This window comes from Bradyrhizobium vignae (assembly GCF_004114425.1).
Lineage (GTDB): Bacteria > Pseudomonadota > Alphaproteobacteria > Rhizobiales > Xanthobacteraceae > Bradyrhizobium > Bradyrhizobium vignae.
This window is the reverse complement of the sequence record NZ_RDQF01000003.1, coordinates 198,074-221,380: the sequence shown is the minus strand read 5'-3', so window position 1 is coordinate 221,380 and position 23,307 is coordinate 198,074. Positions and strand designations below refer to the sequence as shown.

Sequence of the window (23,307 nt, the reverse complement as noted above, 5' to 3'; positions counted from 1 at the left end):
TGGATTGCTTCGCTGCGCTCGCAATGACGAGTGGAGAGAGCGTGCCTTACGCCACGCCCGCGCGCAGCAGATCGTGCAGGTGCACGATCCCGACCACCTTGCCCGCATCGGTCACCAGCAGTGTCGTGATCTTGCGGGTGTTCAGCACCTCGATCATCTCGCTCGCGAGCATCGAGGGCGGTACGGTCTTGGGCTGCTTCGTCATGATCTCATCGACGGTCACCGTCAAAAGGTCGGGCCGCATGTGACGGCGCAGGTCGCCGTCGGTGATGATGCCGACGGCCTCGCCTGCATCGTTGACGATGCAGACGCAGCCAAGCCCTTTGGCCGACATCTCGACCACGGCCTCCGACATCTTTGTGCCTTCGGGCTTGACCGGAATCTCCGCGCCGGTGCGCATGTAGTCGCGGACGAATTTCAGCATCGCGCCCAGCTTGCCGCCGGGATGGAAATGCGCGAACTCCAGCGCAGTGAACCCGCGCCCTTCCAGCAGCGCGATCGCGAGCGCGTCGCCGATCGCGGCCTGCATCAGGGTCGAGGTGGTCGGTGCCAGATTGTGCGGGCAGGCCTCGCGCGCCTTCGGCAGCTCGATCACGAGGTCGGCGGCCTGTCCCAGCGAGGACGAAGCGTTCGACGTCACCGCGATCATGGGGATCGCAAAGCGCGCCGAATAGTTCACGAGGTTCTTCATCTCCGGCTGCTCGCCGGACCAGGACAGCGCCATGATGACGTCGTCGGTGGTGATCATGCCGAGGTCGCCATGGCCGGCTTCGGCGGCGTGCACGAAGAAGGCGGGCGTGCCGGTCGAGGCCAGCGTCGCCGCGATCTTGCGCCCCATATGGCCGGATTTGCCGAGCCCGGTGACGATGACGCGGCCCTTGGCCTGCCGGATCAGCTCGACGGCCTTGGCGAAGGTCGCACCCAGCGGGCCGCGCAGGGCAGCGGCGAGCGCGTTGATGCCGCCGCTCTCCGTCTCCAGGGTGCGGAGCGCGGATTCGACGCTTGTCGGAATGGGGCCGGATGATGCGGTCATCAGCGGTTTCGAGCTCGGCATGGTCTGGTCCAGGGAGGAGGGGCGTTCGCCCGTTGGCGCCTGCTTAGCACGCCCCGGCCAGCGAGGCGACGAGCGCCCGGACACCCTCAACGGGTCATTAACCATAATTGTTTTAACTCCATTAACGATGGTTCCCGCCAGCCGGCAGGGCGATCGTGAAAGTATTTGATTTCGTTGAGGTTATTCCATCGTGGGGTCGTCTCCAGGCAGGGGCCGGAGCAAACGCGCGCATTTCCTGCGCGCGGCTTTGCCATGTCTGGCGCTGACGGCTCTCGGAAGCGGCCCTGCGGCCGCCCAGGGCCTCACGCCCGACCTGTTCAATCCCAACCGCGGTGGCTTTGTCTCGACCGACACGCTGCCGACGCGCCGCACGGCGGGCGTGCCGCAGGCGCCGTCGGATGCATTGCCGGCGCTGCCCGATCCCAACGCAGATCTGCGCAAGCGTCAGCAGACGCCGGCGACCTCGCGCGTCGGTCAGGTCCCGACCTACGGCCTGCCTGCCGCCAACGGGGCGAGCAGCTCGGGCTACGATTCGCTTAACCGCAAACGGCAGCAGCCAAAGCTCTATCCGGGCCAGCCGAAGCCGAAGCGTCCCGCCGGCCCCGGTTCACCGCCGCCGCCCACAACGCCAGTCACGACGCTGGGCGCGCCGCGCATCGCGCCGCCGCCGTCCGAGACCGCGCACAAGACGCCGGTAGCTCCGGCGATGGCGGGCAGTGTGCCCGGCCAGCCGCTGCGCCGCCGCCTCAAGCTCGATGAGGATCCGTTCGGTGCGGTCGGCGATTATGCCGGCAGCTTCCTGATCAAGGGCGGCCTCGAGCTCTCCACCGGCTATGACACCAACCCGGCGCGCCTGAACAAGCCGGTCGGCTCGCCCGTCTATGTCGTCGCGCCCGACCTTCTCGTGATGTCCGACTGGGAGCGCCACGCGCTGGTCGCCGATCTGCGCGGCTCGTTCTCGGGCTACACCAACAACATGCCGGCGACGATCAACGGCTTCGCGTCGCCCTCGCCGGTCGAGATCGACCGCCCCGACTTCACCGGCCACATCGACGGCCGCATCGACGTCGACCGCGATCTCAAGCTGACATCGCAGCTTCGCCTGCGGCTCGCCACCGACAATCCCGGCAGCCCGAACGTGCAGGCCGGCCTGCAGAAATATCCTGTCTATGCCGCCTATGGGACGACCGTCGGCTTCGACCAGACCTTCAATCGCTTCCAGGTCGCCGCGGGCGCCACGGTCGATCGCACCGCCTACACGGATTCGAGACTCACCGATGGCTCTGTGTTCAGCAACGGTGATCGCGACTTCAACCAATACGGCGGCGTCGGACGCTTCTCCTACGATCTGAAGCCGGGTTTGAAGCCCTTCGTCGAGATCCAGGGCGACACCCGCGTCCACGATCAGGCCGCCGACCGCAACGGCTACTTCCGCGATTCGAACGGCGGCTATGCCAAGGTCGGCTCGTCCTTCGAGTTCTCGCGCATCCTCACCGGCGAGATCTCGGTCGGCTATTCCGCGCGCAGCTACACCGATCCGCGCCTCAGCCAGCTCTCCGGCTTCCTCACCACGGGCTCCTTGATCTGGAACGCCAGCGGCCTCACCACGGTGAAATTCTTCACCGACACGCAGATCGCGGAGACCACGGTCGCCGGCTCCTCCGGCGTGCTGGTGCGCACTTACTCTGCCGAAGTGGACCACGACTTCCGCCGCTGGCTCACCGCGGTCGGCAAGTTCACCTACGGCACGCTCGACTACCAGGGCCAGAACCGCAACGACAAGACGTACTCGCTCGAAGGCAACCTGATCTACAAGCTCAACCGCAACGTCTGGGTCAAGGGCACGCTGCGGCACGACATCCTGGATTCGAACCAGGCGGGCTCGAGCTCGCAGGGGACGGTGGTGATGTTGGGCGTGAGGCTGCAGAACTAGAGGGGCGGCGAGGCGCTTGAGCGAATGCGGAATAGTTGGCTCCGCGCCCGCCACCCACTCCGCTGTCATGCCTCGGCTTGCCGTCTTCGCTGAAGCTTCGCCGGCCGAGCGCGTGTAGGCCCGGCGTAGCTTGGCGGAGCCGGGACCGGGGCATCCAGTACGCCGCGGCTTATCGATTCAATTACAACTGTCTCTGGAATACTGAATCGCCCGGTCAAGCCGGGCGATGACACCGTTTGTTGAAATGGCAGCGGAGCGAGCCTCACTCAGCGCGGCAAATCCGTCTTCCCCATCAGGAACGTATCGATCGACCGGGCGCACAGCCGCCCTTCACGGATCGCCCACACCACCAGCGATTGCCCGCGGCGCATGTCGCCGGCGGAGAACACGTTGGGGCGCGAGGTCTGGTAGTCCAGCGTGTTGGCCTTGACGTTGCCGCGCGGGTCGAACTCGACCGCGAGCAGCTTGAGCAGGCCCTCGTGCACGGGATGGACGAAGCCCATGGCGAGCAGGACGAGCTCGGCGTCGATCTCGAACTCGGTGTCGGCAATCGGCTTGAACTTGTCGTCGACGCGCACGCAGTGCAGCTTCCTGACCTTGCCGTTCTCGCCCGAGAACTTCTGGGTCAGCACGGCGTATTCGCGGATCGCGCCTTCGGCCTGGCTGGAGGAGGTGCGCATCTTCAGCGGCCAGTTCGGCCAGGTCAGGCCCTTGTTCTCGCGCTCGGGGGGAGCGGGCATGATCTCGAGCTGGGTCACCGACAGCGCGCCCTGACGCAGCGAGGTGCCGATGCAGTCCGAGCCGGTGTCGCCGCCGCCGATGACGACGACGTGCTTGCCGCCGGCCAGGATCTCCTGGACTCCGCCGAGCGGCTCCCCGGAGACGCGGCGGTTCTGCTGCGGCAGGAAGTCCATGGCGTAGTGGATGCCTTCGAGATCGCGGCCGGGGATCGACAGGTCGCGCGGGGCTTCCGCGCCGCCGGTCAGCGCGACCGCGTCGTACTGGTTGAGCAGCTCGCGCGGATCGACATTGCCGGCTGCGCCGACATGGCTGTTGTAGTGGAAGGTGACGCCTTCGGCTTCCATCTGCGCCACACGGCGGTCGATGATGCGCTTCTCCATCTTGAAGTCGGGGATGCCGTAACGCAGCAGGCCGCCGGCCTTGGCGTACTTCTCATAGACATGCACGTCGTGGCCGGCGCGCGCGAGCTGCTGCGCGCAGGCCATGCCCGCCGGACCCGAGCCGATCACCGCGACCTTCTTGCCGGTCTTGACCGCTGCCACTTCCGGCTTCAGCCAGCCATTGTCCCAGGCGCGGTCGACGATCGCGCATTCGATGGTCTTGATGGTGACGGGGTTGTCGTCGATGTTGAGCGTGCAGGACGCTTCGCACGGCGCCGGACAGATGCGGCCCGTGAACTCAGGGAAGTTGTTGGTCGAATGCAGGTTGCGCGAGGCCTCTTCCCAGTTGCCCTGGTAGACGAGGTCGTTCCAGTCGGGGATCTGGTTGTTGACTGGGCAGCCGGGCGTGCCGGGCGCAACCGAGCCGGTCCCGTGGCAATAGGGAATGCCGCAGTTCATGCAGCGCGCCGCCTGCTCGCGCACCTCCTTCTCGGAGAGCGGAACGACGAATTCCTTGAAATGCTTCAAGCGCTCGGCGACCGGGGTGTACTTGCGATCGTGCCGTTCGATTTCCAGAAAACCCGTGATCTTGCCCATTAAACCCGAAGTCCCTGCCGCTAAGTTTTCTTTTCCGTCGTTCCGGGATGCGCGCGCTGCGCGCACACCCGGAACCTGGAGGTTATCTTTGCGAGATTCCGGGTTCGCGCTTTGCGCCCCGGAATGACGCCAGTTGAGAGTTACGCCCCGATCGCGATTTTCGGCTCGGCGTCCGCATTGGCGGCCAGTTCGCGCAGCGCGCGCCGGTACTCGACCGGCATCACCTTGCGGAACTTGGGCAGCCATTCCTTCCAATTGGCGAGGATCTCGGCGGCACGCTTGGAGCCGGTTGCCTTGGCATGGCGCGTGATCAGCACGTGCAGCCGCTCGACGTCGGAGGCGAGCAGGTTCTTGAACACGTCGACCCGGCCGTGCGCTTCGAGATCGCCGGAGGCGTGATAGGTGTCGGCGTTGATCATCTCCTCCGACAGCACCGGTTCGAGCTCGACCATGCTGAGGTTGCACAGCTTGTCGAAGTCGCCGGCCTCGTCCAGCACATAGGCGATGCCGCCGGACATGCCGGCCGCGAAGTTGCGCCCGGTCTTGCCGAGCACGACCACGATGCCGCCGGTCATGTATTCGCAGCAATGATCGCCCGCGCCCTCGACGACAGCGACCGCGCCCGAGTTACGAACGGCAAAGCGTTCGCCGGCGATGCCGCGGAAGTAGCATTCGCCATCGATCGCCCCGTACATCACGGTGTTGCCGACGATGATGCTCTCTTCCGGCACGATCGCCGAGTTCCGCGGCGGCTTCACGATGATCTTGCCGCCCGAGAGGCCCTTGCCGACATAGTCGTTGCCTTCACCCTCGAGCTCGAAGGTGACGCCATGGGCGAGCCACGCACCGAAGGCCTGGCCCGCGGTACCCTTCAGGCTGACATGGATCGTGTCATGCGGCAGGCCGGCATGGCCGTAGATCTTGGCGACCGCGCCCGACAGCATCGCACCGGCGGAGCGGTTGGTGCTGTTGATCGTGGCCTCGATCTTCACCGGCGCGCCGCGGTCGAGCGCAGGCGTCGCCTGCTCGATCAGCGTGCGGTCGAGCACCGCCTCCAGATGATGGTTCTGGCGCTCGGAGTGATAGATCTTCTGGCCCTTCTCTTCCTTCTGCTTGACGAACAGTTTTGAGAAATCGAGGCCCTTGGCCTTCCAGTGCGCGACCAGCTTGGTCTGATCGAGCAGCTGAACCTGGCCGATCATCTCGTTGAAGGTGCGGAAGCCGAGCGAGGCCATGATCTCGCGGACTTCCTCGGCGACGAAGAAGAAGTAGTTGATCACGTGCTCGGGCTGGCCGGTGAAGCGCTTGCGCAGCACCGGATCCTGCGTCGCGACGCCGACGGGGCAGGTGTTGAGATGGCACTTGCGCATCATGATGCAGCCGGCCGCGATCAGCGGCGCAGTGGCGAAGCCGAATTCGTCGGCCCCGAGCAGCGCGCCGATCACGACGTCACGGCCGGTGCGGAAGCCGCCGTCGACCTGGACCACGATACGGCTGCGCAGCCGCTCGCGCACCAGGGTCTGGTGGGTTTCGGCAAGGCCGATCTCCCACGGCGAACCGGCATGCTTGATCGAGGTCAGCGGCGAGGCGCCAGTGCCGCCCTCGAAGCCCGCGATGGTGACGTGGTCGGCGCGCGCCTTGGCGACGCCCGCGGCGACCGTGCCGACGCCGATCTCGGAAACGAGCTTGACCGAGACGTCGCCCGTCGGGTTGACGTTCTTGAGGTCGTAGATGAGCTGCGCCAGGTCCTCGATCGAGTAGATGTCGTGGTGCGGCGGCGGCGAGATCAGGCCGACGCCCGGCGTCGAGTGCCGGACCCTGGCGATGGTCGCGTCGACCTTGTGGCCGGGCAGCTGGCCGCCTTCGCCGGGCTTGGCGCCCTGCGCCATCTTGATCTGCATCATGTCGGAGTTGACGAGATACTCCGTGGTGACGCCGAAGCGGCCCGAGGCGACCTGCTTGATCGCCGAGCGCATGGAATCGCCGTTCGGCATCGGCTTGAAGCGGTCGGCCTCCTCGCCGCCTTCGCCGGTGTTCGACTTGCCGCCGATCCGGTTCATGGCGATCGCGAGCGTGGTGTGCGCCTCGCGCGAGATCGAACCGAAGCTCATCGCGCCGGTGGCGAAACGCTTGACGATGTCCTTGGCCGGCTCGACCTGGTCGAGCGGGATCGGCTTGCGCTTCTCTTCCTCGGCGTTCTTGATCCGGAACAGGCCGCGCAGCGTCAAAAGACGCTCCGACTGCTCGTTGAGGATTTTTGCGAAGGCGCGATACCGCTCCTGCGAATTGCCGCGCGCGGCGTGCTGGAGCAGGGACACCGACTCGGCGGTCCATGCATGGTCCTCGCCGCGGCTCCGATAGGCATATTCGCCGCCGACATCGAGCGCGCTCTTGTAGACCTGTGCGTCGCCGAACGCGTCGGCATGGCGGCGCACGGCTTCTTCCGCGATCTCGGCAAGGCCGACGCCTTCGACGCGGGTGTGCGTGCCGGCGAAGAACTTGGCGACGAAATCGGCCTTCAGACCGACGGCGTCAAAAATCTGCGCGCCGCAATAGGACTGGTAAGTCGAGATGCCCATCTTGGACATCACCTTGAGCAGGCCCTTGCCGATCGACTTGATGTAGCGCTTGACGATCTCGTAGTCGTCGAGCGAGCCGGGCAGGCGGTCCTTCATCGCGATGATGGTTTCGAACGCGAGATATGGATTGATCGCTTCGGCGCCGTAGCCGGCGAGGCATGCGAAGTGATGCACTTCGCGCGGCTCGCCGGATTCGACGACGAGACCGACCGAGGTGCGCAGTCCGACGCGGATCAGATGATGATGCACGGCGGCGCAGGCCAGCAGCGCCGGGATCGGCACGCGGTCGGTGCCGACCATGCGGTCCGACAGGATGATGATGTTGACGCCCTCGCGCACCGCGCTTTCCGCGCGCGCGCAGAGCTCGTCCAGCACCTGGTCCATGCCGGCTGCGCCGAGACCGGCGTGGAAGGTCGTGTCCAGCGTGCGCGACTTGAAATGCGTGTCGGCGACCTCCGAGATCGAGCGGATCTTTTCCAGGTCCGCGTCGGTCAGGATCGGCTGCCGCGCTTCGAGGCGCTTGGTCGTGGCCATGCCCTGCAGGTCGAACAGGTTCGGCCGCGGTCCGATGATGGAGACGAGGCTCATCACCAGCTCCTCGCGGATCGGGTCGATCGGCGGATTGGTGACCTGCGCGAAGTTCTGCTTGAAATAGGTGAACAGCGGCTTGGCCTTGTCCGACAGCGCCGAGATCGGCGTGTCGTTGCCCATCGAGCCCGCGGCTTCCTCGCCGGTGGCGGCCATCGGCGTCATCAGGATGGCGATGTCTTCCTGGCTGTAGCCGAACGCCTGCTGACGATCGAGCAGCGACAGGTTGGAGCGCACGCCGGTGGTCGGTACCTTCGGCAGGTCTTCGAGCACGATCTGGGTCCGCTCCAGCCACTCCTTGTAGGGATGGCTGGCGGCTAGCGTGGCCTTGATCTCGTCGTCGGGGATCAGGCGGCCCTGCTCGAGATCGACCAGCAGCATCTTGCCGGGCTGCAGGCGCCACTTGGTGATGATCTGGTCCTCGGGGATCGTCAGCACGCCCATCTCGGACGCCATCACGATGCGGTCGTCCTTGGTCACGAGATAGCGCGCCGGCCGCAACCCGTTGCGGTCGAGCGTGGCGCCGATCTGGCGGCCGTCGGTGAAGGCGATCGCGGCGGGGCCGTCCCACGGCTCCATCAGCGCGGCATGATATTCGTAGAAGGCGCGGCGCTTCTCATCCATCAAGGGATTACCGGCCCACGCCTCCGGAATCATCATCATGACGGCGTGCGGCAGCGAGTAGCCGCCCTGCACCAGGAACTCGAGCGCGTTGTCGAAGCAGGCGGTGTCCGACTGGCCTTCATAGGAGATCGGCCACAGCCGGTTGATGTCCTTGCCGTACAGCTCGGAGCTCACGGAGGCCTGGCGTGCCGCCATCCAGTTGGTGTTGCCGCGCAGCGTGTTGATCTCGCCATTATGCGCGATCATGCGGTAGGGATGCGCCAGCGACCACGCCGGGAAGGTATTGGTCGAGAAGCGCTGATGCACCAGCGCGAGCGCGCTCTCGAAGTCCTTCTCGTGCAGATCGGGGTAGTACTTGCCGAGCTGGTCGGCGAGGAACATGCCCTTGTAGATCACGGTGCGGCAGGACATCGAGCAAGGGTAGTACCCGGCGAGGCCGCGGTCGCGGCGCTGGTAGATCGCCTGCGAGATCGACTTGCGCAGGATGTAGAGCCGACGCTCGAACTCGTCCTCCGTCTTGGCCGTGCCGTTGCGGCCGATGAACACCTGCATGCAGGCGGGCTCGGTCGGCTTCACGGTGACGCCGAGCGAGGAATTGTCGGTCGGCACGTCGCGCCAGCCGAGCAGGGTCAGGCCCTCTTCCTTGATCTGGTCCGCGATGATGCTCTTGATGACGTTGCGCCAGGCGGTGTCGCGCGGCATGAACAGCGCACCGATGGCGTATTCGCCGGGCGCCGGCAGCGTAAAGCCGAGCTCCTTGGCCTTGCGGCTGAAGAAGGCGTGCGGGATCTGCACCAGGATGCCCGCGCCGTCACCGGCGCGGGGGTCGGCGCCGACCGCACCACGGTGCTCGAGGTTGCAGAGGATGCTCAGCGCATCCGAGACGATCTCGTGCGACTTCTTGCCCTTGATGTTGGCGATGAAGCCGACGCCGCAGGAATCCTTCTCGAGGGCGGGATCGTAGAGACCCTCGGCTTTTGGGCGCGAATTGTGCTCCTGAATCGGGTCGGTCGTTTTCGAGGCGACCGTCGCCGACAGCTCTTCTGCCACGATGTTTGCGCGCTCGAATTGCGACCCGTTCATTGTTCTGTCCTCTCCATGCGGCAAGCTGCCTCACCGCCATCTTCGGCGCACCTTGGGCGTTCCGCGGCACCCGCCTCTGGGTCACCGCTCGTCCGCTGCGAGCCGCATTTTCTTAAATTCAGGCCTAGGCGCTCCTCGTCCCCGAGAACGGCTTTGCCTGGTAGCTTGCCGACGCTCGAGAGCACCGGTTTTCGCTGCAATCCCTGTGCCGGAACCGCCAGCAAAATTGAGACAGTCTTCCTGTCCTAACCATCACCTTGCCAAATTTTTGTCTAGCACACAAGCGTGCGGAAGTCGCGATTCCCGATATGTCAATCAATCGCTTTCCGAAAGTTGCGCAGCCCCGGTTTTGGAGCAAACACGCCCTGATCCGGCCCTGTGGACGCCGGAATCCCGAATGAAGCTTCGGATCAGCCCTTCGGAAGGCGCGCCCCGCCGCAAGAAGCGAAAGAGGGCGGCTACCGGAGGGTCTGACAGGAGCGTCTCGATCATGAAGTTTTTCACAGGATGTGTGGCGGCCGCCGCGCTGGTGCTGGCTGCAAGTGCGGGACACGCCCAGGTTCCCGCGAGCGGTACGGTTGGAGGGGCGGTGATCGCGGTGTCGGATTTCGATGGACCCTTGGCATCGCCGGAGGCCACCCCGCCGCCGCGTTACGGTTACGGCTACGATTACGAGGAACGCGGTCCGGCGCCGGTATTGTTGCCGTCAACGGCGTCAACGGAGGTTTACGCGGTGCTGCGTGAAAACGGCTTCTCGCCGCTCGGCATTCCGCGCCTGCACGGCAGCGTCTATACCATCGCGGTGATCGACCGCCGCGGCGACGACGGCCGGCTGGTGATCGACGCCCGCGACGGCCGGATCATCCGCTTCATGCCGGCTTCCGATGCTTACGGCATGGCGCCGCCCTATGAGGAGCGGGCGGTCGGCTCTTACGGCCCGCAAACCGCGCTGCCGCCGCCGACCATGATCCGCAGCGGCCCGCCGCGCCCGCCGGCCTCGATCCCGCATGTTGCCAAGCGCGCCGTGCCGCTGCCCAAGGCGGCTGCGCCGCGTAGCGAGGCGCCGGTCGCGGCGGCGAAGCCGGTCGAGCCCACGGCACAGCAGGCGCGGGCGCCGGAGGCTCAGCCCGCTCAGGCGCAATCTGCCCAGCAGACCGCGGCCGTACAGGCAAAGGCCGCCGAGGCCGCAGCGCCGACAGTCGCTCAGGCCAAGCCGGGTCCGACGATCCTGCCGACACAGGAGATGCCGGCTGCGCAAGGGCTGGATTAGCGAGGTGGTGCGTTGGGGTAATGGGTCCTGGCTCCCGTGCGCAATGGCGCACCAGGCCAGGACGACATTGGAGCAAAACAAAAGGCGCCCGAATAACTCAGGCGCCTTTTGCATTCACGCAATCACCTTAGCTCCGCGGATACCCCGCCGCGTCCAGGATCAAGTTCGCCACCTCCTTCGGATGTGACACCAGCGAGAGATGGCCGGCGTCGAGCTCGATCGTAGTGGCGTTCATGCGCTTGGCGAGGAAGCGCTCGAAATCGGGGTTGATGGTGTAATCGTTCTTCGACACCGCGTACCAGCTCGGCTTGGCGTGCCATGCGGCTTCCGTGGTGCGGCCGGCAAAGATCGAGGCGGCCGTCGGCCACTGCACGGCGTAGAGCTCCTTCGCCTGCTCCGGCTTCACGCCGTTGGCAAAGTATTTCAGGAACGCGTCTTCCGAAAGTTTTGTGTAGCCGTCGCGCTCGACGATGCCGGCGCGCGCCGGTCCCGTCGGAAACTGTTTTGACAGCGCGACGAAATCCTCGTTCGCGTCGGGCGCGCGTGCGGCGACCTAGACGAGGCCGGTGACCTTCGGGTCGGTGCCGACCTGGCTGATCACGGTGCCGCCCCAGGAATGCGCGACCAGCACGGTCGGGCCGTCCTGCTCGGCCAGCGCCCGCTTGGTCGCCTCGACGGAATCGGCAAGCGAGGACAGCGGATTCTGCACGGCCGTCACATGCAGGCCTGCAGCCTGCAGGATCGGGATCACCTCCGACCAGCTCGAGCCGTCGGCCCAGGCGCCGTGCACCAGCACCACGTTCTTCGCCTTCACCGTCTGCGGTGTCTGGGCATGAGCAAGGTTGAGGGGAACCGCCAAGAGGCTCGCGGCGACGAAAAGGCTGCGCCAGAGTGACATGATGTTTCTCCGTCTTGTTTGGGGTCGATGCCCAAACGACGGAGCGGAAGTTCACCGTTCTGTGATGCAGTGCAAAAAACGCCCCGGGGCACCGGGGCGTTTTCGCAACCTGGAAGTCGTTTGGATTGGTCGCCTGGCTTAGGCGGCTTGCGCGGCCGAGTTCTCGATCACCTGCGGCTTCGCGCCGGCGTTGATCGCGATCTGGCGCGGCTTCTTGGCCTCGGGAATCTCGCGGACGAGGTCGACGTGAAGCAGCCCGTTCTCGAGCGAGGCGTCCTTTACCTGCACGAAGTCGGCAAGCTGGAAGGCGCGCTCGAACGCACGCGCGGCGATGCCGCGGTAGAGCACTTCGGATTTCGAGTTCTCGCCTGCGACTTTCTCGCCCTTGATCGTCAGCGTGTTTTCCTTCGCGACGATGGAGAGCTCATCCTTGGCAAAGCCCGAGACCGCAACGGTGATGCGGTAGGCGTTCTCGCCGGTACGCTCGATGTTGTAAGGGGGGTAGCCGGGGCTGCCGTCCGAGCTGGCCTGGTCGAGCAGGTTGAAGAGACGGTCGAAGCCGACGGTGGAACGATAAAACGGGGTGAGATCGTAGGTACGCATGGTCAAGTCCTCCATTGAGCGACTGTTTAGGTGACCCGCCCGCCATCGGGCCGGGCTTTCGTCTGTGTGCAGCCTGATGTTCCGGTTCCGAAACACTGGTAGCGGCCTGCACGAAGGTGATATGGGTGGAACGAGACGGCGTTCAAGAGGGCGGGATAGGCGCCTTTTCGGCGCTCCCGCCCCTTGATTTCTAGCACTTCCAATCATGACGCTGGTCTCGATCCCGTCCAATCCCGTCCCCGAAAACGTCGTCAGCGGCACCATCAAGACACCCGATGGCGCCGAGCTGCGCTTTGCGCGGTGGGCGCCGCCGGCGAACCGCAAGGGCACCGTCTGCGTCTTCACCGGGCGCAGCGAGCAGATCGAGAAATATTTCGAGACGGTGCGTGACTTGCGCGATCGCGGCTTTGCGGTGGCGATGATCGACTGGCGCGGGCAGGGCCACTCGTCGCGCCGTCTGCGCGATCCGCGCAAGGGCTATGTGCGCGACTTCTCCGATTTCGAGATCGACGTCGAGACCTTCGTGCAGCAGGTGGTGCTGCCGGATTGCCCGCCGCCCTTCTTCGCGCTGGCCCACTCCATGGGCGGCACTGTGCTGCTGCGGGTGGCGCATGCCGGCAAGCGCTGGTTCGACCGCATGGTGCTGTCGGCGCCGATGATCGACCTGCCCGGGCGCACCACCTCGTTTCCGGTGCGTGCGCTGCTCAAGACGATGCGCCTGCTCGGGCAGGGGGGCCGTTACGTTCCCGGCGGCAGCGACCGCCTCACCGGGCTCGATCCCTTCATCAACAATCCCCTGACCAGCGACCCGGTGCGCTATGCGCGCAATGCCGCGATCCTGGAGGAAGACCCGACGCTCGGACTGGCGTCACCGACGGTCGCCTGGGCCGATACCGCCTTCCGCGCGATGCACATTTTCAAGCGCGTGAACTACCCTTCTCAGATCCGCCAACCGATCCTGATGCTGGCGGCGTCCAACGACACCGTGGTCTCGACCGCCGCGATCGAGGAGTTCGCCTATCACTTGCGCGCCGGCTCTCATCTCGTGATCGCCGGCTCCAAGCACGAGATCCTCCAGGAGCAAGACCGCTACCGCTCCCAGTTCTGGGCCGCCTTCGACGCCTTCGTGCCGGGCACGCCGCTGTTCAAGTGAGGATCTTCGTCATGCCGGGCTTGTCCCGGGCATCCACGTTCCTGGTGCCGCAGCAAAGATCGTGGATCGCCGGGACAAGCCCGGCCATGACGACGAGGTCATTCACAGCGTCTTCAGATACTCGATCAGGTCGTAGCGCTCCTGCTCCTTGAGCACGCGGCCGATGGTGCCGTCCTTTCCGGGGCCCGGTGTGCCGTCGAACGAGTGGCCGGCATTGCTGTTGCCGAACAACTCGGTGCCATCAGACGCCCGCGTCGAGAAACGCGACTGCCCGGTCTTGCAGCTCTCACCGTCAGAGACCGCGAAGCCGACCTGCTTCGGATCATAGTCGCGATCACCGCCCATGCAGAACGATTTGGGACGCTCGGCCGCAGGGCTCAGCATCCAGTAGAGCGAGGGCACCGATCCGTTGTGCAGATAAGGCGCGGTGGCCCAGACGCCGTTGAGCGGGCGCGCACGATACCAGGGCCGCGGCTCCTTCTTGTCGGGCGGTTGCGGACCGGGATTGGGGCAGTTCTTGCGCTCACCCCACCAGGCCTGCTGAACCTTCGGGTCGATCTTCGCATCGTCCATCGCCTTGCGGGCGACGATGTCGACGAGCACCATCAGCCCAAGCGAGTACGGCATGTCGGTCGAAGAAACATCCGGCAGATTACAGTTCCACCAGGCATTGAGCTTCTGCGAGGGATCGAGCTTGAGAAAGCCCGGTACCTGAATCGTCCGCGTCTCCAGCACGCTGGCCTGAGCGGGATCGGTCCCCATGCCTTTGACGCTTTTCTGGACCTCGTTCAGGAATTTGTCGGCGCCGATGGTCTCCCAGCGCGACGAGGACCAGATGCTTTGATCCGGAAACTCGGCGTCGAACACGGGATCGTTGACCGGCCCGAGATGGCATTCGGCACAGAGTTGCGCGTACAGCTTGCGGCCGTTCTTGACGCGCTCACCATCGATCTTCCAGGCGTCATCACCGAAGATGTCCGACGGCCATTTCGGCGATGTCAGCCCGGAGAGCTGCTTTTTCGGATAGGGCGGCGACCCCTTCAACAGATCCTCGATCCAGTTCAGATTCTTGACATCCATCGACGAGCGGAACAGCCTGTCCTTGGGCGTAGTGTCGGACAGATTGAGCAGCGCGGTCACGCCCAGCGCTTCGCCGGCATTGCGGATCAGCGGTTGCTCGATGGACGCGTCATATTGCGCGTATTTGAGCCAGGGTACGGTCCAGATCGGCGGGAAACTGACCGGCGCGTCCTTGGCGTGCAGATTCTTCTCGAAGCCGCTGAGGCCGCTGAGCGCCATGTCCTGGGCGAACACCTGATTACCGATGCGGTTGAGCGCGTCGAGACGGCCGTATCCTTCCTCCGTGTCCTGCTGTGGCTCTTGCCGCTTCGTCTTCTCGTTGAACCTCGTCTTGCCCTCGATGGTTTTCGCGTAGGTCTTCTCCCAGTCGATCAGGAACGTGCTGATCGCACGCAGCTTCTGCTTCAGCGCATCGCGGTCCGCATCGCTGGCCGAGGCGCCGAGCACGCGATCGGCGAAGCGCGTGAACCGACCCGGGACGTAGAGCGTGTAGGCGATCGACAGGCCGGTCGTGACCTCGAGCTTCCTGAGGTCGGTCATTGCCGGGCCGCCGTCGAAGCGGATATCGATGCCCTTGTAGTGGATCTGGCCGGTGTGGCAGGCGGCGCAGGTCAGGCCGATCCGGTCCTCGCCGATCTGGCCGGTCGCAGGATCGGGGACGCCCGTCATCCGCGCGAAGCCGACGGGCAGGCCGTCGACGTTTTCGGCTTGGCGACCCCAGTTCACCGGCGGATCCCAGAGCCGCGCCGGCACCGGCTTGGTCTTGTCATAGACGTTGGCATAGCCGAACCGGCGCAGCGTGGCATCGTCGGTGTCGATCGTCTGCGGGCTCGGGATGAAGCCGAAGCGCTGCAGATGGTCGCTGTCGTGCAGCATCCCGGGCTTTGCGAAGAAATGAAGCCGCGGCTGCTCGAGCGCCATGAACCAGCGGTAGGGCACCGGGAAGGTCGCGGTGCCCTGGCTGGCGTGATGAAACCAGTGCCGGTCCTCCAGCGCCCAGTTCTGCTCGAGCCAGTATGCGGCCCGGGGCTCGACGTGCTCTGGCAATGGCGGCGCCACCAGGTCGCCGAAGATGCCTGGCAGCATCGGCTGGAATTGATCCGGAAAGCGCAGCGCCACGACACCAAAGACGAGAAGAGCGGCAACGAGTCCGCCGGCAGCGCGCAAGATCAGCGAGGGCGGGGTGACCGGCTGGCTGACGACTCGCTGGGTGATCCTATCAGGGAATTTGCGCTCGTTGAACAATGTCCTCACCTCGGCCACGCTGAGATAGCGGTCATCACCCTGGCCCTTGCCCATGATCTTGAGCAGGATCGGCCATTCGAACTTCATCAGGATCGGGTAGTACCAGCGCGCTTGCTTGCCGGCGCGCTTGAGATTGTCCTTCATGAAGGTCTGGATTTGCGAAGCGTTGAGGCCGGTCTCGGTGCCGCCGCCATCGGGATCGGTATAGGTGCCGCCGAAGCTGGCGAGACGCGCAATCTCGTCCTCGTTGACGCGCCCGTCGACGCCGAGGATGCGCGAGCCGGCACCGAGCTTATCGAGCGGACCGCCGCGCAGCATATCGAGCTGCGCGCCCCAGAAGATGCTCTGCAGGATGTGACAGGCGCCGTTGGCGATCAGCGCGACGCCGCGCACCTGGATGCGGGCCGAAACCTTCTTCAGCCCCGCCTCGCCGCTTGCATTGGCGATGGTCTGTGACAGCGTCCGGAGCGGGACGGTGCCGCCATCGACGAAGCCTTCGCCGACGAGGCCGCGCAGGAACGGACAGGGATTGTTCGGGGAGACCTGGATCGAGGGGTCGAAGGGCGGCTTCGAAGCGCGGTCATGCATGGCCCAAATCCTGAAAACGGCGAATCGCAAAAAAAGACGCGCCGATCAAGCGCGGAAAGTTCTAACAAACCGACAGCAAGCTATTCTACTTCAGCGTGCAATGAAGTGTGGCTGATTTCACTGTCGTGTCAACACCGCGGGCGCGCGCAGCTTGCCGCGAAGTGCGGGATCGCGACCCGCCCGTCAGGATTCGGCGGCGCGTTTGAGCTGGCCCTGGACCAGGGTCAGCTTGCCGAGCGGCACGCCCGCCTTCAGCAGCCCCTCGCGGTAATGGGCGATGTCCTCGGGCCGCTTCCAGTGGAAATTGCGCAGGTGACGATCGACGTTCAGGGTTGGGTAGTTGCCCATGAGCACGGAGGTAGCCTCGGCCGCCTCGCTGCTCCGGCCCAGTTGCGCCAGCGCCGCGGCGCGGATCGCCAGCGCCTGCATGTGGTTCGGGTTGATGTAGAGCTGCTCGCGGGCCCATGACAGCGTCGCATCATATTGGCGCAGAAGGTAATGACTGAAGGCGTTCAGCGCGGCCCATTGGTAGCGCGGATCGCTGTTGTCGCGCTGCGAGGCCATCGAGAACAGCTCGATCGCTTCGCGGTGCTCGCCGATGATGAAATGGCAGATGCCGAGCACCCCGCGCGCGCCGTTGTCGTAGGGGTTGAGGGCGACCGCGCGCTTGGCGGCGTCCATCGCGGCCTCATAATGGCCTTCCATGCCGTGGGCCCAGGACAGGATCGAGAACGCGAACGAGGACCGCGGGTCGAGCCGGACGCTGGTTTCGGCGAGATGCATCGCCTCGGCCCACATCTCCCGCGTGCCCTTGACCCAGCCGAACTGGATGCTCTGGATCTGGATCGTGGCGAGATAGGCATGCGCGATCGACAGCTTGGGATCGAGCCGGATGGCCTCCCGGAACAGGTCGATGGCGGCGGCGAGATCTTCCTTGGTCTGCCGGTAGTAATGGGACAGTCCCTTGAGGAAGCGATCCCAGGCGCTCACGTCGGTCGAGAGCCGCGCAGGCGCCGAGGCTTCGGCACGAACGATCTCGGTGGCGATGGCGGCGGACAGGTTGGTCGTGATCTCGTCCTGCATCGCGAAGAGGTCGCCGATGTCGCGGTCGTAGCGGCCGGTCCAGAGCTGCTCGCCGGTTTCCGGTGCGATCAGCTCGGCGGTGACGCGGATCTTGGCGCCGGCGCGCCGCACCGAGCCCTGGATCAGATAGGAGGCGTCGATCTCGCGCGCGATCAGGCGCGTGCTCACATTCTTGCCCTTGAAGGCGAAGGTCGAGTTGCGGCTCAGCACGCGATAGAAGGATTGCAGCGACAGCGCGTGGATCAGATCCTCGGTGAGACCGTCGGAGAAATATTCATCCTGAGCGTCGCTGAGATTGGTGAAGGGAAGCACGCCGACGATCGCGGTGCGGTACTGCTGCGAAAGGGCGGATGCTTCCCGCAGCTCGGGCGCGAGCGCCGGCGCGCCCTCGGGCATCCAGGTAAAGACCCCGACCGCATCCTTGATGTTCTTGAAGCGGTGGTCGCCGGCGTCAGTCAACGGCACGGCGAGATGCTTGCTCGCCTCCCGATAGGCCTTGGCCGAGATCGCGAAGCCGCCGGGGCTCGCCACGGATTCGAGGCGGACGGCAATATTGACATCGTCGCCGAAGACCTCGTCCTCGTCGGCGATGACGTCGCCCATATGGATGCCGAGCCGGAATTGCATGGCGCGGTCGGCAGGGAGATGGTGGTTGCGCTCCGCCATCAGCGTCTGCATCGCGATCGCAGCTTCAGTCGCGCCGACGATGGAGGCGAACTCCAGCAGGAAGCCATCGCCGGTGTTCTTCACGACGCGGCCGCCGTGATTGAGGATGATGGGGTGAATCGCGGCGCGATGGGCCTTGAAGGCGGCATGGGTGCCGGCCTCGTCGCTGCCCATCATGCGCGAATAGCCGGCGACATCGGCGCAGACGATGGCAGCCAGACGTCTTTCCATATCCGCAAAGCTCCAGGGGATAGGGGACCGGCCACGACGTGGCAGTCGCCTCGAATCCCGCATTTCAAGAACCCTGCCCTTATAAAGCAGATGTGGCCGAGCGGAAGTATGATCCGCATTGCAAATTCGAGGTAAATCCTAGGCAATCCCGGCGATGGACGGGGACGGGAGAACCGACTAAGCGGAACCTGGACGGGGCGGCGGGAGGCAGCTTGCATGCTGGGTATTCACGAAATCGGGCTTTTCGTACTGTCTGGCGTGCTGCTCAACATCACGCCGGGGCCGGATTCGGTCTATGTGATCGGCCGCAGCATGCAGATGGGCTGGCGGGGCGGCGCCGCTGCCGCCTTCGGCATCAGTTGCGGCTGCTTTGTCCATGTCGCGGGCGCGGCGATCGGGCTTTCGGCCCTGCTGATGGCATCGTCCACCGCGTTCTCGATCCTGAAGCTGGTCGGCGCGGCCTATCTCGTCGTGACCGGGCTTCAGATGCTGTGGTCGCGCCCGATACTGGCCCCAAGCGTCGACGAGCCGGTGCGGAGTTCATTGCGGCGGGTCTTCCTCCAGGGCGTCTTCACCAACGCGCTCAACCCCAAGGTCGCGCTGTTCTTCCTGGCCTTCCTGCCGCAATTCGTCGCAGCCGATGCGCCACACAAGCCGCTCGCCTTCCTGACGCTCGGCCTGATCTTCATCTTTACGGGCACGTTGTGGTGCCTCGTGCTCGCCGCGTTCGCGGCCAAGGCCGCCAACCGGCTGCGTCAGTCCGAGGGCGCGATCGCCTGGATCAACCGCGCGCTCGGCGGTCTCTTCATCTATCTCGGCATCCGCGTTGCCATGCTGGAGACGCGGTAACTTCCTTCAAGCGAACTCCCTCGCCAGCGCGCTGCCGGCGAGATACAGGCCGAGCAGGATCATCGCGATCAGGAACCAGCGCCGAAACGCTTCGGCCGGCATCCGTGCACGCACTGACTGGCCGATATACATGCCGGCGAAGGCCATCGCCATGGCGATGGCTCCAGGCACGGCATTGGCGGGGGTCAGCAATCCGCCGGCGGTCAGGTTGAACGCGAGCGCGAGCGTCGCGGTGGTGAAGAACACGCCTAGTGCCTGCACCAATTCGTCCTTCTCCATGCCGATCGCCTGCATGAATGGCATCGAGGGGATGACCTGCACGCCGGTCGAGGCCGAGATCACCCCGGTGACGAGGCCGACTACGCCGCCCACCCATTTCTCGTTCTGCGGCGCGACGCGGAAGTGGAATTTGCTCAGCCCGATGATGGCGTAAACAACGAGCAGGATGCCGAGCACGATCGTGCCGTAGCGCGCATGGGGGCCGGTCAGCGCGCCGGCATTGAGCCAGCAGCCGACCACGGTGCCGATCATCAGCGGCCACAGCCGCCGCAGGATGTCGCGCAAATACGGGCCGACGAAGGTCTGCCAGATGTTGGTGATGATGGCCGGCACGATCACGATGGCGATGGCGCGGCTCGGGGCCATGCTCACGGCGAGCAGGCCCATGGACACCGTCGGCAGGCCGAGTCCGACCACGCCCTTGACGAATCCGGCGAGCAGGAAGACGGCGGCGATGAGGATGAGCAGCGGGTCGGTCATATCTGCACATTGACCGAAGCCGCGATCAGGCACAATCTGGAGGTTACGGAGAGAGCCTTCGTCTTAGACGAAGGCTTTGGAGAACCGCCATGCGCTTCGACCTCGTCGACCTCCAGCTCTTCATCGCGGTCGCCGACCAGCGCAGCATCACCCGCGGCGCGGAGCGCTCGCACCTGGCGCTGGCCTCGGCCAGCGCGCGCATCAAGGGGCTCGAGGACGCGCTCGGCGTCGCGCTGCTCAAGCGCGGGCGCCGCGGCGTGGAGTTGACCGCGGCCGGTGAGAGCCTGCTCGATCATGCGCGGCTGGTCATCCACCAGATCGACGCCATGCGCGGCGATCTCGCCAGCTATGCGAGCGGCGTGCGCGCCAGCGTGCATTTCCTCGCCAACACGTCGGGCCTGTCGGAGCATCTGCCGAAGGCGCTCGCCGGTTTCCTGCGAGAGCATCGCGATGTCGCCATCGACATCGAGGAGCGCGAGAGCACCGATATCGCGGCGGCGATCACCGCCGGTGCCGCCGATCTCGGCTTTGCCGCCGAGCACGCGCTGCCGGAGCATATCGAACGCTTCCCCTTCAGCGAGGATCGCCTGACGCTGGTGACCTCGCGCCGTGGCCCGTTCGCCGGCCGCCGCCAGATCGATTTCCAGGAGGCGGGGGCTTGCGAGTTCGTCGGGCTCACCAGCGCCACCGCGCTGCAGATGCACATTTCGAAGCACGCCGCGCGGCTCGGCATGCGCCCGCATTTCCGCGCGCGCCTGCGCGATTTCGACGCGATCTGCCAGATGGTCGCCGCCGATGTCGGCGTAGCCCTCGTGCCTGAAGCTGCCGCACGCCGCTGCGCCAAGACCATGCCGCTCGCCATGGTCCGCCTGCGTGACAATTGGGCCAACCGTCGCCTCGTGATCTGCGCGCGAAACTTCAAGGCGCTGGCAAGGCCGGCCAAGATGCTGGTGGAGCATTTGCGGGCGGAGGCGATGTGAGCTCTTCGCTTACCCCCTCCAGGCCCCTCCAGGGGAGGGTAAGCACGACTACTTCGCCGTCTCCACGCCCGCGTCCTTGATCACTTTCGCCCACTTGCTGGTCTCGTCGGCGATGAAGCCGCGAAAATGCTCCGGCTCGTCGCCGATCAGCGTCGCGCCCTGTGCGGCAAGCTTCTCCTTCACCGCGGGATCCGCCATGGCCTTGGTCGCGAGAGCATGCAGCGCCGCGACGATCTCCCTCGGCGTGCCCTTGGGCGCCACCATGCCATACCAGTTCTCGACGCGCAGATCGGGCAAACCGGCTTCCGAAAGAGTCGGTACGTCAGGCGCGGTCGGTGCGCGTTCGGCGGAGCCGACCGCGATCGGCTTCAGCGCGCCGGCCTTGACCTGTGGCAGCAGCACCGGCAGGTCGAGGAAGGTCATCTGCACCTGCTGGCCCAGGAGATCGTTCACGGCCGGAGCGGCGCCGCGATAGGGCACGTGCACGACGTCGATCTTTGCCGTCAGCTTGAACAATTCGCCGGCGAGGTGCGGCAGGCTGCCGGGGCCGGAGGAGGCGAAGTTGAGCTTGCCCGGCTGCGCCTTGGCGAGCGCGATCAATTCGCCGATGTCCTTTGCGGGCACGTTGGTGGCCACCACAAGCATTTCCGGCACGGTCGCAACCAGCGTCACCGGTGTGAGATCCGCCTGCGTGTCATAGGCGACCTTCTCGATGCTCGGGCTGATTGCGAGCGCGCCGGCTGAGGAGATCGCGATGGTGTAGCCGTCAGGCGGGGCCTTCGAAACCGCATCGGTGCCGAGCACGCCGCCCTGGCCGCCGCGATTGTCGATCAGCACCGGCTGTCCTGAGAGTTCCGACATGCGCCGCCCGATCACCCGGGCGATGATGTCGTTGGGGCCGCCGGCCGGGAAGGGCACGATCAGCTTGATCGGCTTGGCCGGAAAATTCTGTGCCGATGCCAATGACGGCGGCAGCAGGAACAATCCCAAGAACAATAAGAGCCATTCAACGAGCAGCCTGCGTGAGACGGTCATGCAAGCCTCCGCGCGCTTGTTATTGGTTCAAAAGCCTCAAGGCTTCTTCGTGAACCCGCGCGTCGCCGGCCGCGATGATGCGGCCGCCGGCCTGGGCCGGCTTGCCTTCCCAGGTGGTGACGACGCCGCCGGCGCCGGTCACGATCGGAATCAGCGCTGCGATGTCATAGGACTTCAGCTCGGTCTCGACCACGAGGTCGACGTGCCCGGCCGCGAGCATGCAATAGGAGTAGCAATCGCCGCCATAGCGCGACAGCCGCGCGCCGCGCTCGATGCGGCCGAAGATGGCGCGGTCGCTCTCGTTCATGAGCAGCGGGCTGGTGGTGTAGGTCGTGGCTTCCGACAGCGAAGCGCAGCGGCGGACCTGGAGCCGGCGCTCGCCGGAGGGCCCTTTGTAATGGGCCGAGCCATTGTCGCCGGAAAAGCGCTCGCCGATGAAGGGCTGGTGCATCATGCCGAATACCGGCGTGCCCTTGTGCAAGAGCGCGATCAGCGTGCCCCAGATCGGAAAACCGCCGATGAAGGATTTGGTGCCGTCGATGGGGTCGAGCACCCAGACGTAGTCGGCGTCCTCGCGCTCGTTGCCGAATTCCTCGCCGACGATGCCGTGCTGGGGAAAGTTGGCCTTGATCAGCCGCCGCATCACGGCCTCGGCGGCGCGGTCGGCCTCCGTCACCGGGTCGAAATCCTTGGTCTTGCTCTTGTCGTCGATCGACAGCGAGGTGCGGAAGAACGGCAGGATGGTTTCGCCGGAGACGGTGGCGAGCCGTCCGATGAAGGCGGAGAAGTCGATCACCGTCACAGGCCGAATCCTCGAAGCGAAGGTTGGATGAACGCGCCTCCTGCCTAGCTCAATTCGCCTGCCGCGTGCAGCGCTGTCTTGATTTTGCTCCCTGGTATTTTGGATGCCGAGCACGCTGCCTCATCCCAGTCATCTCCTGGCCAAATATCGATCACAGAGTTGAAAACTTAGTTCCGCACTTGCCTTGTTTGTATGCAAATGACTATCAACCCATTGAATTTCCTTATCAAAGAAACTGAATCTGGGTTTCTCTGGAAGCAACTGAGCCATGTGAGAATTGCATGGGAAACCGCTCAAAAGCCCTTGCACTTTGTGCGGCGCGGTCGCATATTGTTGCGGTGCGGTAGCGCTTGGCGTTACCGCTGCCCTCCTTGGGCGTTTCCTCCCTAGACTTGGGCCGCTTCTTCATCAGAAGCGGCCCTTTTTTCTTGGCGCCTCTGCTTTCATTTCAAGGCGCGCAAGCTTGCAAAGCGAAGACGCCATCGC

14 protein-coding genes and 1 pseudogene are annotated in these 23,307 nt (G+C 65.1%); 5 read left to right on the top strand and 10 right to left on the bottom strand.

Annotated features, from left to right (window positions below):
* Positions 1 to 46: 46 nt before the first annotated feature.
* Entirely contained in the window at positions 47 to 1,054 is a 1,008-nt protein-coding gene (locus EAV90_RS03970) for a KpsF/GutQ family sugar-phosphate isomerase (protein WP_164936767.1), read from the bottom strand.
* A gap of 190 nt (positions 1,055 to 1,244) precedes the next feature.
* Here EAV90_RS03970 and EAV90_RS03965 point away from each other — a divergent pair, with 190 nt between their 5' ends.
* The gene (locus EAV90_RS03965) at positions 1,245 to 2,987 is read left to right on the top strand and encodes an outer membrane beta-barrel protein (protein WP_129142662.1); all 1,743 of its coding nucleotides are present in this window, start codon (positions 1,245 to 1,247) and stop codon (positions 2,985 to 2,987) included.
* A 266-nt stretch (positions 2,988 to 3,253) separates the two neighbouring features.
* On the opposite strand, the gene EAV90_RS03960 is transcribed toward EAV90_RS03965, so the two are convergent.
* Together EAV90_RS03960 and gltB are read right to left on the bottom strand one after the other, a co-directional pair.
* Positions 3,254 to 4,705: a glutamate synthase subunit beta gene (locus EAV90_RS03960; protein WP_122400863.1), complete on the bottom strand. Its 1,452-nt coding sequence runs from the start codon at positions 4,703 to 4,705 to the stop codon at positions 3,254 to 3,256.
* Between the two features lie 140 nt (positions 4,706 to 4,845).
* Positions 4,846 to 9,579 carry a glutamate synthase large subunit gene (gene gltB, locus EAV90_RS03955; RefSeq protein ID WP_122400864.1) on the bottom strand — a complete coding sequence of 1,578 codons (4,734 nt, stop codon included), beginning with the start codon at positions 9,577 to 9,579 and terminating at the stop codon, positions 4,846 to 4,848.
* A 490-nt stretch (positions 9,580 to 10,069) separates the two neighbouring features.
* Here gltB and EAV90_RS39270 point away from each other — a divergent pair, with 490 nt between their 5' ends.
* A complete protein-coding gene (locus tag EAV90_RS39270) occupies positions 10,070 to 10,849 on the top strand; it encodes a flagellar biosynthesis protein FlhF (RefSeq protein WP_164936766.1) in 780 nt (259 codons plus the stop codon).
* Between the two features lie 127 nt (positions 10,850 to 10,976).
* On the opposite strand, the pseudogene EAV90_RS03945 reads toward EAV90_RS39270, so the two are convergent.
* Together EAV90_RS03945 and EAV90_RS03940 are read right to left on the bottom strand one after the other, a co-directional pair.
* Positions 10,977 to 11,747, bottom strand: a pseudogene (locus EAV90_RS03945) (alpha/beta fold hydrolase).
* Positions 11,748 to 11,885: 138 nt separating this feature from the next.
* Complete coding sequence (locus tag EAV90_RS03940) at positions 11,886 to 12,350, bottom strand: Hsp20 family protein (protein ID WP_164936765.1); 465 nt, start codon at positions 12,348 to 12,350, stop codon at positions 11,886 to 11,888.
* 205 nt (positions 12,351 to 12,555) lie between these two features.
* Between EAV90_RS03940 and EAV90_RS03935 the strand changes: the two genes are divergently transcribed.
* Positions 12,556 to 13,503, top strand: coding sequence for an alpha/beta fold hydrolase (locus EAV90_RS03935; RefSeq protein WP_122400868.1), 948 nt, complete (start codon positions 12,556 to 12,558; stop codon positions 13,501 to 13,503).
* Positions 13,504 to 13,605: 102 nt separating this feature from the next.
* On the opposite strand, the gene EAV90_RS03930 is transcribed toward EAV90_RS03935, so the two are convergent.
* Positions 13,606 to 16,416, bottom strand: coding sequence for a di-heme-cytochrome C peroxidase (locus tag EAV90_RS03930; protein ID WP_129142659.1), 2,811 nt, complete (start codon positions 16,414 to 16,416; stop codon positions 13,606 to 13,608).
* Between the two features lie 183 nt (positions 16,417 to 16,599).
* Positions 16,600 to 18,396, bottom strand: a complete 1,797-nt coding sequence (locus tag EAV90_RS03925) for an adenylate/guanylate cyclase domain-containing protein (protein ID WP_162500109.1) — start codon at positions 18,394 to 18,396, stop codon at positions 16,600 to 16,602.
* Positions 18,397 to 18,612: 216 nt separating this feature from the next.
* Between EAV90_RS03925 and EAV90_RS03920 the strand changes: the two genes are divergently transcribed.
* Positions 18,613 to 19,245 carry a LysE family translocator gene (locus tag EAV90_RS03920; protein WP_129142658.1) on the top strand — a complete coding sequence of 211 codons (633 nt, stop codon included), beginning with the start codon at positions 18,613 to 18,615 and terminating at the stop codon, positions 19,243 to 19,245.
* Between the two features lie 6 nt (positions 19,246 to 19,251).
* Here EAV90_RS03920 and EAV90_RS03915 read toward each other — a convergent pair whose 3' ends face one another.
* Positions 19,252 to 20,004 carry a sulfite exporter TauE/SafE family protein gene (locus EAV90_RS03915; protein ID WP_129142657.1) on the bottom strand — a complete coding sequence of 251 codons (753 nt, stop codon included), beginning with the start codon at positions 20,002 to 20,004 and terminating at the stop codon, positions 19,252 to 19,254.
* 89 nt (positions 20,005 to 20,093) lie between these two features.
* Here EAV90_RS03915 and EAV90_RS03910 point away from each other — a divergent pair, with 89 nt between their 5' ends.
* On the top strand, positions 20,094 to 20,984 hold the full coding sequence (locus EAV90_RS03910; protein ID WP_122400873.1) for a LysR substrate-binding domain-containing protein: 891 nt from the start codon (positions 20,094 to 20,096) through the stop codon (positions 20,982 to 20,984).
* 48 nt (positions 20,985 to 21,032) lie between these two features.
* Here the strand turns inward: EAV90_RS03910 and EAV90_RS03905 are convergent, their stop codons facing one another.
* Both EAV90_RS03905 and hisN read right to left on the bottom strand, forming a co-directional pair.
* Complete coding sequence (locus EAV90_RS03905; RefSeq protein WP_129142656.1) at positions 21,033 to 22,019, bottom strand: Bug family tripartite tricarboxylate transporter substrate binding protein; 987 nt, start codon at positions 22,017 to 22,019, stop codon at positions 21,033 to 21,035.
* Positions 22,020 to 22,038: 19 nt separating this feature from the next.
* A complete protein-coding gene (hisN, locus tag EAV90_RS03900; RefSeq protein ID WP_122400875.1) occupies positions 22,039 to 22,821 on the bottom strand; it encodes a histidinol-phosphatase in 783 nt (260 codons plus the stop codon).
* Positions 22,822 to 23,307 lie beyond the last annotated feature (486 nt).